Origin of the sequence: Sphingopyxis sp. MWB1, assembly GCF_000763945.1 — a bacterium.
Lineage (GTDB): Bacteria > Pseudomonadota > Alphaproteobacteria > Sphingomonadales > Sphingomonadaceae > Sphingopyxis.
This window is the reverse complement of sequence record NZ_JQFJ01000002.1, coordinates 1-11,724: the sequence shown is the minus strand read 5'-3', so window position 1 is coordinate 11,724 and position 11,724 is coordinate 1. Positions and strand designations below refer to the sequence as shown.

Here is an 11,724-nt window from a genome sequence, read left to right as displayed (position 1 = left end):
CCGCTCATCCGGGGCTGCGGTGGTTGAAGAGCAAAGGAGACAAGTCATGGAACTCAAACATATCGACATCGCCAACCTCTCTGTGTCGCCCGCCAACATGCGGGGAGTGACCAAGAAGCCGGACCTCACCAATATCCTGCCGTCCGTCCGGGCGCGCGGCATTCTGGTGCCGCTGATCATCAGGCCGAGAGCGGAAGACGGGGCCTACGAGATCGTGGCGGGCAAGCGGCGCTATCATGCGGCGCTGACCGTTGCCGAGGAACAGGATGGCATCGACCCGCTGCCTTGCGCTGTGATCGAAGCCGGGGACGATGCGGCGGCATTGGAAGCCTCGCTGATCGAGAATATCGCCCGGTTGGACTCCGATGAGGTCAACCGCTGCGAATCCTTCACCCGCCTTGTCCGCGAAGGGCGGAGCATCGAGGACATCGGCCTGACCTTTGGACTCACCGCGTTACAGGTGAAGCGGACGCTCGCCATCGGCAATCTGCTCCCCCGCATCCGCACCATGTATCGCGCCGACAAATTCGATGCCGTCACCATGCGCCACCTGACCCTTGCCACCAAGGCGCAGCAGCGCGAATGGCTGGCGCTGGTCGACTGCCCTGAAAAGCATGCGCCGACCGGAAGCCAGCTTAAAGCATGGCTGTTCGGCGGCAGCGCGATTGCGGCGAAGGTCGCGATGTTCGACCTTGCCGATTATGCGGGCGAAGTGATTTCGGATTTGTTCGGCGAGGACAGCTATTTTGCCGATGCCGATGTCTTCTGGACGGCGCAGATGGCCGAGGTCGAGAAGCAGGCCGCCTTCTACAGCGACAGCGGCTGGTCCGATGTCGTCGTCATGGAACGCGGCACCTACTTCAATACGTGGGAGCACGAACGCTGCCCGAAAAAGAAGGGTGGCAAAGTGTTCGTGACCGTCACTCATCGCGGCGAGGTCGCCTTCCACGAGGGTTATATCACCACCAAGGAAGCGCGGCAGCGGGTCAAGGGTGAACTGAACACCAACAAGCCGGTGCGTCCCGAAGTCAATGCGGCGCTCGGCAATTATATCGACCTTCACCGTCATGCCGCCGTGCGCGCATCCTTGCTATCCCAACCCGCCATTGCGCTGCGCATGATGGTCGCCCATGCCATCGTCGGCTCGCACCTCTGGCGTACCGATGTCGAGAAGCAGCGCGCGGCGAGCGATGCCATCGCCGAGAGCGTCGAGGTATCGGCGAGCGAGGCCGCGTTCGACAAAGCGCGGCGGTCGGTGCTTGACCTCATTGGATTCGATGCCGAAGCCCCGACCGTCGTCGGCGGCTATGACGGCGATCATGGCGTTTCCGGTCTGTACGCCCGCTTGGCGGCGCTGTCCGATGAGGCGGTGATGAGCATCCTTCCCGTCGTGATGGGCGAGACGCTTGCCGTCGGCGGCACCGAGGTCGATATGCTGGGGCAAGTAACCGAAACCGATTTGCGGACATGCTGGAACGATACGACCGTGCTGCCCGACCTCATTCGCGACAAGCAATTACTCAATGCTGTCGTTGCAGAGGTAGCGGGCACTGACGTCGCCGAGGCCAACGCGGGAGCCACCGCCAAGGTGCAGCGGAGCATCCTCGTCGATTGTCTCACTGGCAGCAATGGCCGGGCAAAGGTCGAGGGCTGGCTTCCGCGCTGGTTCGCCTTTCCGCCGAGCGGCTATACCGAGCGCGGCGGTGTCGGCTGTGTCGAGCGGAGCGAACGCATTGCGTCGCTGCTTGCTCCGGGGCAGGTCGAGGCCGAACCGGAACTTCGCGAAGCGGCCTGATTTCTCCCAGCGGCCAAATTGGAGGGACGGCTTTGCTCGTCCCTCCAGATTTTTCGCCCGGCGCAAAGCGCCGGGCAATCTGTTCTTGCCAAGTGACGGGCATTGCCCGAAGATTCTTGAGGAATGCGAACCGACCTCGATCATCTTCCTGCCGCCAAGCAGCGCGAGCTTGAGCGTATCGTCGAGATCATCTTCGACGAGTTCGGCGCCGCCACCGAAAATGCGACCGGGCGCCGCAAGGGAGCCCGCATCCTCAAAATCATCCTGTTCGGATCACACGCGCGCGGCGATTGGGTCGATGCGCCGCTGTCGGCGAACCAATATAAATCCGATTACGATATTCTCGTCATCGTCAGCCAGAAGGAACTAACCGACCGTGCCGCCTATTGGGCGAAGGCCGAGGAACGGCTGATCCGCGCCTACACCATCGAGAAGACGCTGAGGACACCGGTCAACTTCATCGTTCATTCGCTGCACGAAGTGAACGACGGGCTCGCGCATGGGCGCGTCTTTTTTATGGAGGTCGCGAAGGATGGGATTGCCGTTTATGAAGCCGACGGCAACGGACTCGCTACGCCCAAACCGAAGACACCGCAGCAAGCCTTAGATACCGCGCGAGAGTATTTTGAAGAATGGATGCCACAAGCGGCCAGCGCCCAGAAGGGTTTCCTCTTTTTCCTATCCCAGCATGAGCATCGCGACGCCGCGTTTATGCTGCATCAGGCAACCGAACGCCTGTACCAAGGACTGATGCTCACGCTGACGTATTACACGCCGTACAACCACAATATCGCCTTCCTTCGGTCGCTCGCCGAAGGCCTCGACCGGCGACTCTACGGTATCTGGCCCGAGGCCAGTCGCCGCGATCGCGCGATGTTCCAGAAGCTCAAGGAAGCGTATACGAAGGCAAGGTATTCGCGTCAGTACCGGATCAGCGAAGAGGAACTGACCTGGCTTGGCGAGCGCGTCGAAGAACTCGGCCGCGTCGTCCACGAGGTCTGCGCTGACAAGATCGCCGAACTCGAAAAGGCGGCTCGCGCATAATTGCGTTGCGCCGCCCCGCTTGCCGGGACTCCCGGATTCTGACATAATCTTGTCTACGGGATGGAATGACTGGCGTCCATCCCGAGGAACGTCCTGCCAGCATCATGCAGGTCCGGCCCTTAAGGTCGGGCAGTTGCTGTAGACCGCATTAGCGGCGCACAGCGGACACCGCTTGCACATTCGCGCATCGAAGCGCGGACCGCCGCTGTGCGAGCTTATCATGTCTACCCCAACGAACGACGTTTACGCGCGCGAAGTCGTGATGGCGCGTGTCGGCCATCTGATTCGCCGCAAGCAGGGCGAGATCGAGAAGGTCACGCGCATCCTGCGCGCCTTCTTCGAACCAGCCCAAGTGCAAGCGCCCGAACCGGGGCGGATCAAACGCATCGTCCTGATCGGACCCTATGCGCGGCGAAATTGGTACGAAGACAAGAGAACGATCGACTTTTCCGATTACGAACTCTGGGTCGTCGTCAATCATCAGCTTTTCAAGGAAGAATGCTGCTGGCGCCGTGCCCGCGACGTCATTTGCCGCGAACTTGGCGACCGCTGCGCGGTCGATCTTGAGATTTACTCTCGCGCCGACATCCGCATCGCCAAAGCGGAGCGCGACAGGTTCATCCTCAACCGGCTGGAGGCCGGCATCACCCTCTATCGCGCTTCGCGCGATGCGCCGCTGGGTGGCCGCGAGAGTGGGAGGGTGCGGCCATGACAGGCATCATCCGAACGCTCGATACCGTCTATCGCGCCGAGCATCCTCGATTGCTTCGCTATCTCAAACGACGGGTGGGCCCCGAGGAAGCACCGGACCTTGCGCAGGAGATTTTCGCGCGGCTGCTCCGCAGCAAAGAATTGGAAAGGATCGAGAATTACGGCGCCTATCTGACCCGGATCACGCGCAACCTCCTTATCGACCGCGCGCGCCGGAAGATGGTGAACCGCCCCGTCTGTTTTCCATTCGACGAAGAATGGATCGCGCCAACCGACGCCGATCAGACTTGGCGGATCGAAGCGATCGACCTGTTCCATCTTTACCGGCGAACCGTGCGCGCCATGCCGCCCAAGACCCGGCGCGTCTTCGTCATGCACCGAATGCGCCATCTGACCTACATGGAGATCGCCGAGCGGCTCGGTGTCTGCGTCCAGACCGTCGAATATCATATGATGCGGGCGCTGACACTCTGCCGCGCGGCGGTGGCCGCGAAATGATGGGCGAGACATGTCTTCGGCGCGAGCACGCGGCCGACGTTCGCGAACGGGCGGAATCTCTTGCCCCGCCCGGTTGGAGGGTCGATTTCGCGGCCTTCTATCGCGCCGAGCGAGGGTGGCTGTTCCATTATTTCCGCAGGAGGATCGGGCGCGATGCCGCGCCCGATCTTGTGCAGGAAGCCTTCACGCGGCTGCTTCGCAGCGGCGCGTTCGATCGGGTCGCATATCCGCGCCCCTATCTGGCGCGCATCGCCCACAATCTGCTGATCGAGCGCGCGCGCAAAATTATGCGTGAGGGAGGCACCGCCTGTCCGTTCGACGAAAGCTGCGATGCACCCGTAGCGCCCGAGCAGGAACGACGGATCGAATCGATCGATCTGCGGCGCGCCTTTCGGCCCGTGTTGCTCGCCATGCCCGCGCGGACGCGGCGTATCTTCCTGATGCACCGGCTGCGCGGCATGACCTATGCGGAGATCGCCGCCGAACTCGGGCTCAGCGCCAAGACGGTTGAAAAGCATATGGGGCGCGCACTAGCGCGATGCCGCAAGGTCACCGTCGGAAGAAAATGATGACGCCTGCACCGATGCCGCCTCAAAGGCCCGTTTGCCACGCCGTTGCCAGAGTGCAGCGGCGTGTTCGCCTTGTTCGCTCCGCAGCTTGTCGGCCATCCATAGGAAAGCGCCATAGAGCTTCGCCCGATCGTCATCGATCAGATCGACCAGCCCGGCTTTGACGACAAGCCCGCCGAGTTCGATGAGCTGGCGCGTGCGCTCGCGGCGCTTCACCTGCCATTCGCGTGTGCCGGTTCGTGCCTTCACCGCTTCAAGCCGATGCCGCATGGCCATCAGGCGCCGTGTCATTCGCTGCACCGCGATCAGATCGCGCCGCAGCTTTGCGTGGCCCTCGTTGAAAGAAGCTCGCGCCCGCCTTGCGCCAGCCCTCCTTCGTGCTTGCATCTTTCGTCGAGGCCGCGCCTAGCAATGCGCCGGTCAGCATATCGGCATCGAGTGCATCGGCGCCGGTGGCAATGACGAGTTCGCCGAGCTGGCGAACGCGGCGTTCTTTTAGGGCCTTCGCTTTCGCTTCGAGCGCCTTCAGTTCCGAATCGATATCGCGTGGTTTGCGCATGTCGCATCTCCATGATGGGGTGATGCGCCCATCATAGGGATGCGCCGTTCGATGCGCAGCAAAGTCGTCGGGACAGCCTGGCACAGCCTAATCCCTCCGCGGATTTATTCGTGTGAGGGCGCGCTTATACGTCGTGCCGACGTGCTCTTCATGGCGTAGATGGATTGCCGTCATGGCGATCTATCACCTCTCGGTTAACGTCATCAGCCGCGCCGCCGGGCGGAGCGCCGTGGCGGCGGCGGCCTATCGTTCGGCCGAGCGGCTGCACGACGAGCGGCTCGATCGCGCGCATGACTTCACAAACAAGTCGGGCGTTGTGCATTCGGAAGTCCTGCTCCCGGAGGACGCGCCCGACGAATGGCACGATCGCGAACGCCTGTGGAATGCTGTCGAGGCGTTCGAGAAGCGGAAGGATGCGCAGCTATCGCGCGAAGTCGAGTTCGCAATCCCGCGCGAGATGAATCAGCAGCAGGGCATCGAACTGGCCCGTGATTTTGCGGCTGCCGAGTTCGTCGAACGCGGCATGATCGCCGACCTCAATGTCCATTGGGACATCGGCGCCGACGGGCTCGCCAAACCCCACGCGCATGTCATGCTCACCATGCGCGAGATCGTCGTCGGCGACGATGGCGAAGTCGGGTTCGGCGCGAAGGTGCGCGACTGGAACCGCACGGAGATGGTCGAGCAGTGGCGTGAGCGCTGGGCGGATCATGTCAACGAGCGCTTGGCCGAACTCGATATCGATACGCGCGTCGATCATCGTAGCCTCGACGCGCAAGGTATCGCGCTCGAACCGCAGGACAAGATTGGTGCCGCCGCATCGCGCATGGAAGGTCGCGGGCTAGAGGCCGAACGGATCGACCAGCATCGCGAGATCGCCGCGCGTAACGGCGAACGCATCATCGCGAACCCAAGCCTTGCGCTCGATGCTATCACGCACAGCCAAGCGACGTTCACCGATCGCGATCTCGCTATGTTCGTGCATCGCCACAGCAACGGCCGCGAACAATATGATGCGGTGCTGGGTGCGATCCGCTCGTCGCCCGATCTGATCGCCCTCGGCCAGGACGGACGCGGCGCGGAGCGGTTCACGTCGCGCGCCATGATCGACACCGAACAACGCTTGCATGACGCGGCTCAGCGGCTTGCACAGGGTCGGGGTATGAAGGTCCCGGCGACATCTCTCCAGGGAGGGAAGGACATCGCCGGAACGACCGCCCTGCGTCTTGGTCGCGAACAGCAGGCGGCGCTTGCGCATATAACCGGCGAACAGGGCCTGACAATCGTCGTCGGCTATGCCGGGACCGGCAAGAGCGCGATGCTCGGGGTTGCACGCGAGGCTTGGGAAGATGCGGGCCTGAACGTTCGCGGCGCTGCGCTCTCCGGCATCGCCGCGGAGGGCCTCGAGAATGGCAGCGGCATTCCCTCGCGCACCATTGCCAGCATGGAGCACGGCTGGTCGCAGGAACGTGATCTCCTTGGCCCCCGCGATGTTCTCGTCATCGACGAGACGGGCATGGTCGGCACGCGGCAGATGGAGCGGGTGCTGAGCCATGCGGCTGATGCTGGCGCCAAGGTCGTGCTGGTCGGCGATCCGCAACAGCTGCAGTCGATCGAAGCCGGCGCCGCGTTCCGTGCGCTCCACGAACGACACGGCGCCGCCGAAATCGGCGAGGTCCGTCGTCAGCATGCCGAGTGGCAGCGCGAGGCGACGCGCGAGCTTGCCACGGGACGCACCGGCGACGCGATCCACGCCTATGACGAAGCAGGGATGGTGTGCGCCGCCGAGACGAGGGAAGCGGCGCGCGCGGAGTTGGTAGGGCAATGGGACAAAGACCGGAAACTCCATCCGGACGCCAGCCGGATCATTCTCACCCACACCAATGACGAAGTGCGCGCGCTCAACGAAGCAGCGCGCGACCGGATGCACGCAAGCGGCGATCTTGGCGAAGATATCGCGATCAAGGTCGAGCGCGGCGACCGCAGTTTTGCTTCGGGCGACCGGGTCATGTTCCTGCGCAACGAGCGCAGCCTTGGTGCGAAGAATGGCACGCTCGCCACGGTCGAGCGCGTCAGCGAACAGAATATGGCGGTGCGCACCGACGACGGACGATCGATCGCGTTCGACATCAAGGACTATCGCGACATCGATCATGGCTATGCGGCGACGATCCACAAGGCGCAGGGCATGACCGTTGATCGCGCCCATGTGCTCGCGACACCGGGCATGGATAGCCATAGCACCTATGTCGCGCTGTCGCGGCACAGGGACGGGCTCGCGCTCCATTACGGCCGGGACGATTTTGCCGATCAGGGCAAGCTCGCCCGCACGCTGTCGCGCGAGCGCGCGAAGGATATGGCGAGCGACTATACCAAGGCCGATCCGGCGCGCGTATTTGCCGAGCGGCGCGGGATTATGATCCGTGAGCGCGTTGCCGAGATCGTCAAGGCCGTGCCCGAGAAGGCGCGCAGCATCTTCGCAGGGTTCAAGCCGACCGTGATGCGTGCGAGCATCGAACCGCAGCAGGCGCCGCGAACCGACGCCTTGCCGCGCGCGGTCGAACGCTATGCCCGTGCACAGGCCGACATCGATCGCATGACAGCCAAAGGCTATCCCACGCTCGCGCACCAGCGCAGTGCGCTCGACAAGGCCGGCGCCGATCTCGACGCGGTTCGTCCGCACGCGCGCGCCGATCTGGCGGCGGCGTTCGAGCGGGAACCCGACCTGGCCGGATCGGCGGCGCGAGGCGATAGCCGGGCGGCGATCCGCGCGATGCAGTTCGAATTCGAAATCCGTATCGATCCCGGCAAGCGCGCCGACCGGTTCACCGAGAGCTGGCAGCAACTGCGCCAGCAGCGCGACATGGCTACCCGCAAGGGGGCACATGACGCGGCGCGTCAGATATCGGGCCAGATGGGCGCGATGGCAAAGAGCCTTGAACGCGACGCGCAGATCGAATCGATCCTCAGCGCTCGGAAGGCGGCGCTCGGCATCGACATGCGATCGGTTCGCCCCATCGCTCAGGAACTGGCTGACATCGCCGTGCTCGGCCGTACCCGCTCGCTCGGCATTGGAATAGGCATGTAGGAGAAGGATGAATGACGACCGACGACCAGACCGCTCAGCCTCAGGACCCCGCCGCGGCCGCGTTCACCCGCCTCGAAAGCCAAATTGCATTGATGCGCCGAGCGGTCGAGAATCTCGCGACCGAGAAGGCCAACATCGACATCCCGGACTACAGCGACACCCTTGGCGAAATGGCTGAGTCTCTTGCGGCCGTGGCCGATACGCTGGACACGATTGCCGCCAAGCCTGCCATGGCCATGACCCCCGAAGGTATGGCGCAGCGGATGGATCAGGCGGCGCGTAGCGCCCGCCAATCAGACCGCGAGCAGATCGCGGCAGCGGAGACCCGATATGACGATGCGATGCGCGACCTGACTAAGATCGTCGCGTCGGCCTGGAGTGCCTCGTACCAGCGCGAGTATTTGAGATGGGCGGCGTGTGGCGGAGTACTGGCCGGATGCCTGTTGTGGGCGATCGTGCCCGGAATCCTTGCACGGCAGCTTCCGGAGAGCTGGCATATGCCTGAGAGGATTGCGATGCGGACGCTCCGTGAGCCGTCGGTATGGGATGCCGGAGTGCGCCTCTTGAAGGTGGGGAGTCCGTTGGACTGGCGCGCGATATCGGATGCCGCCGAAATGCGGGGTCGTAACAAGAAGACGATTGCTGATTGCGAACGGGCTGCGGAAAAATCGAAGAAGGTCGTGCGGTGCCGCGTCACGATCACGCCTCCGTAGATGACGCTCACGTCTACTTTGGGGTGGTTTGCCGAATGGTGGCTCTCCGCGATTGACGTGCTCCCCTGAAATGTGACCGATTTTGAGTAGAGTCCGACGCGAAGGAGTCGGACGCAATGAAGCGAAGCAGGTTCAACGAAGAGCAGATCATCGCGATATTGAAGGAGCATGAGGCGGGGATGCCGACGGCGGATGTATGCCGCCGGCACGGGATCAGCTCGGCGACCTTCTACAAGTATAAGGCGAAGTTCGGGGGTCTGGACGTGTCGGAAGCGCGGCGACTTCGGGCGCTCGAGGACGAGAATGCGAAGCTGAAGAAGCTTCTGGCCGAGGCGATGCTCGACAATGCGGTGCTGAAGGATCTGACATCAAAAAATGGTGACGCCCGGCGCCAAGCGGGAGGCCGTCGCATATGCCCGTGACCATCACGGGCTGAGCGAGCGTCGGGCGTGCATCCTGGTGGGCGTGAGTCGCCGGGTAATCAGATATGAGCCGACGAGGCCGGATGACGGCGCTCTGCGGCAACGCCTGCGCGAGCTGGCGGCCGAGCGCCGCCGGTTCGGCTATCGTCGCTTGGGGTATCTTCTGGCGCGGGAGGGCATGCGCCCGAACCACAAGAAGCTGCTGCGCATCTATCGCGAGGAGGGCTTGCGGGTCCGCCGCCGTGGTGGCCGCAAGCGGGCCTTGGGCACGCGAGCGCCGATGGCACTGCCGCAGGGTCCGAACCAGCGCTGGTCGCTCGACCTCGTATCGGACAGCCTGGTGTGCGGTCGGCGGTTCCGCATCCTGTGCATCGTCGATGACTTTACGCGGGAGTGTCTGGCGCTGGTGGCGGACACATCGCTATCCGGCATCCGCGTTGCCCGGGAACTGACGACGCTGATCGGCCTGCGGGGGAAGCCCCACATGGTCGTCAGCGACAACGGCGCCGAACTGACCTCGTCGGCGATCCTGCGCTGGTCGCAGGAGCGTCAGGTCGAATGGCATTATATCGCGCCGGGGAAGCCGATGCAGAACGGCTTCGTCGAGAGCTTCAATGGTCGCCTGCGCGACGAATGCCTCAACGAGACCCTGTTTACGTCGCTGGCGCACGCCCGCTTCGTGCTCATGGCTTGGCGGCACGATTATAATCACGTCAGGCCGCACTCTAAACTGGGTGGGCAAACCCCCGCCGAGATCGCCGGCCAATGGTCCTGGGGGCATGCCCCCAGGACCATTGCCATCCCATCAATCAACCATCATGAAGGAGCCGGACTCTACTTCTGACTGGTAACAATCAGGGGAGCACGTCAGGCCTAGGCCGCGTTGACAAAAGACTTCAGCCATAGCCGGACGGCTGCGAGGTTGAGGAAGCTCTCGAAGGACAGGATGGATTTGTCGTAACGGGTGGCGATGCGGCGCTGTTGCTTGAGCTTTCCGAACATGCGCTCGATGCGGTTGCGATCCGTGTAGCGGCGATAGTCGGGATGTTCGGGGGTCTTGCGGTTCGAGCGCGGCGGGATGATCGGCAGGATGCCTCGGATCAACAGGCTTTCCCGGAAGCGGTCACCGTCATAGCCTTTATCGGCGAGCAGCGCCCTGGGCTTGGCGACCGGGATTTTCATCAACGGTTCGGCGGCGGCGTAATCCGATGCTTCGCCGCCGGTCAGGAGGAAGCCGAGAGGGCGTCCCTGATTGTCCGAGCGGGCGTGGACCTTGCACGTAAAGCCGCCGCGCGATCGACCAAAAGCGTTCGCAGCCCCCCCCTTTTCCGCCGACGGCCGAGACATGGCCGCGAACCGTGGTGCTGTCGATCATGTGCTGCCAGTCGTCGGTGCGCCCCAGATCGACCAGCGTTTGCAGCAACGCATCCCACACGCCCTGTTCGGCCCAGCGCCGGAACCGGACATAGACCGAGTTCCACTTGCCATAGCGCTCGTGCATGTCGCGCCATGGGCAACCGACCCGCAGCACATGAAGCATCCCGTTCAGGAACCGCCGGTTATCGCCTGCGGGACGCGCCCAGCGTCCCCGCTCAGATGGCAGCAGCGGCCCGATTACGCTCCATTCCGCATCCGACAAATCCCCGCGACCCATGACTGCTCCCCAAAAAGCAGCTCTGAATCAGAAACCGACCGGATTGGGAATCCCTTTTGTCAACGCGGCCTAGTGAAACATGAGCGGCGCGGCAGGTGCCGCCCAAAGCGATATGGCGGGCGGCACTTGTCTGTTATTGAATGTCGGCAAAGATACGACGCTCGCTAATACCCAACACATGAGAATCTATACGAACCCGATCGCCAGACGTTGACCATTGGATCATTCCGGCGACCCGAGGGCTGAACGCGGCTGCAGCCTCAACAATTTGTGCCGCTGCTATGATCGATTTGAAGGCGGGGTCCAACACGCTCTGTGGATAATGTTCGCTATCCCAATCCGGATCGACCTCGCTGAATGCGGTTTTGTCGATCAGCGCCTCCTCTTGATATTCGAATGTGTTCATACGAGCGGAAGATTGTGTGGCATTCATTGACATTGAACGTGCAACAAGTTCGTTATGCGTCCAGGTCATGCCGTCGGCAAACGCCAATCTTTCAACGCGATAGTCGCCGCTGACCATCGTTTCCTTGATCGTGATCGAACCGCCGTCGATGAAGGTTAGCACCAGATCACGGCCGTTGTTGGCTTGCGCCACCGACACTTCGCTTGCGAGGATACCCGCGCCCAGCTGAATGGTGTCGTTGCCGCCCCATCCGCCGTTGCCGCTA

11 protein-coding genes and 1 pseudogene are annotated in these 11,724 nt (G+C 62.8%); 8 read left to right on the top strand and 4 right to left on the bottom strand.

Annotated elements, in window-relative coordinates:
• Window positions 1-46 precede the first annotated feature (46 nt).
• From JV18_RS0100875 to JV18_RS15770, 5 genes are all read left to right on the top strand, one after another.
• On the top strand, window positions 47-1,795 hold the full coding sequence (locus JV18_RS0100875; protein ID WP_033073041.1) for a ParB/RepB/Spo0J family partition protein: 1,749 nt from the start codon (window positions 47-49) through the stop codon (window positions 1,793-1,795).
• 123 nt (window positions 1,796-1,918) lie between these two features.
• On the top strand, window positions 1,919-2,839 hold the full coding sequence (locus tag JV18_RS0100870; RefSeq protein WP_033073040.1) for a HEPN domain-containing protein: 921 nt from the start codon (window positions 1,919-1,921) through the stop codon (window positions 2,837-2,839).
• A 220-nt stretch (window positions 2,840-3,059) separates the two neighbouring features.
• Window positions 3,060-3,551, top strand: a complete 492-nt coding sequence (locus tag JV18_RS0100865; RefSeq protein ID WP_235302704.1) for a hypothetical protein — start codon at window positions 3,060-3,062, stop codon at window positions 3,549-3,551.
• Window positions 3,548-4,048 (top strand): sigma-70 family RNA polymerase sigma factor, encoded by a 501-nt coding sequence (locus JV18_RS0100860; RefSeq protein ID WP_052071660.1) that lies wholly within the window; start codon window positions 3,548-3,550, stop codon window positions 4,046-4,048. The genes JV18_RS0100865 and JV18_RS0100860 overlap by 4 nt, the downstream gene beginning before the upstream one ends.
• Window positions 4,045-4,617 (top strand): RNA polymerase sigma factor, encoded by a 573-nt coding sequence (locus JV18_RS15770; RefSeq protein WP_081944640.1) that lies wholly within the window; start codon window positions 4,045-4,047, stop codon window positions 4,615-4,617. Before JV18_RS0100860 ends, JV18_RS15770 begins: the two co-directional genes overlap by 4 nt.
• On the opposite strand, the gene JV18_RS0100850 is transcribed toward JV18_RS15770, so the two are convergent.
• Window positions 4,579-4,887: a conjugal transfer protein TraD gene (locus tag JV18_RS0100850; protein WP_443027755.1), complete on the bottom strand. Its 309-nt coding sequence runs from the start codon at window positions 4,885-4,887 to the stop codon at window positions 4,579-4,581. The two genes, JV18_RS15770 and JV18_RS0100850, sit on opposite strands and share 39 nt — an antisense overlap.
• Window positions 4,871-5,176 (bottom strand): conjugal transfer protein TraD, encoded by a 306-nt coding sequence (locus JV18_RS0100845; RefSeq protein ID WP_033073038.1) that lies wholly within the window; start codon window positions 5,174-5,176, stop codon window positions 4,871-4,873. Before JV18_RS0100845 ends, JV18_RS0100850 begins: the two co-directional genes overlap by 17 nt.
• Window positions 5,177-5,348: 172 nt before the next feature.
• Between JV18_RS0100845 and traA the strand changes: the two genes are divergently transcribed.
• From traA to JV18_RS0100825, 3 genes are all read left to right on the top strand, one after another.
• Window positions 5,349-8,264 carry a Ti-type conjugative transfer relaxase TraA gene (gene traA / locus JV18_RS0100840; protein WP_033073037.1) on the top strand — a complete coding sequence of 972 codons (2,916 nt, stop codon included), beginning with the start codon at window positions 5,349-5,351 and terminating at the stop codon, window positions 8,262-8,264.
• 11 nt (window positions 8,265-8,275) lie between these two features.
• Window positions 8,276-8,977 (top strand): DUF6118 family protein, encoded by a 702-nt coding sequence (locus tag JV18_RS0100835; protein WP_033073036.1) that lies wholly within the window; start codon window positions 8,276-8,278, stop codon window positions 8,975-8,977.
• Between the two features lie 116 nt (window positions 8,978-9,093).
• A protein-coding gene (locus JV18_RS0100825) for an IS3 family transposase (protein ID WP_144243835.1) occupies window positions 9,094-10,243 on the top strand; the annotation gives its coding sequence in 2 pieces (ribosomal slippage) (window positions 9,094-9,347 and window positions 9,346-10,243; 1,152 coding nt in all).
• Window positions 10,244-10,272: 29 nt separating this feature from the next.
• On the opposite strand, the pseudogene JV18_RS14790 reads toward JV18_RS0100825, so the two are convergent.
• Window positions 10,273-11,053: pseudogene (locus JV18_RS14790) on the bottom strand (IS5 family transposase).
• 133 nt (window positions 11,054-11,186) lie between these two features.
• Window positions 11,187-11,724, bottom strand: a 538-nt coding sequence (locus JV18_RS0100810; RefSeq protein WP_033073032.1) for a calcium-binding protein, incomplete at its 5' end; no start/stop codon positions are given.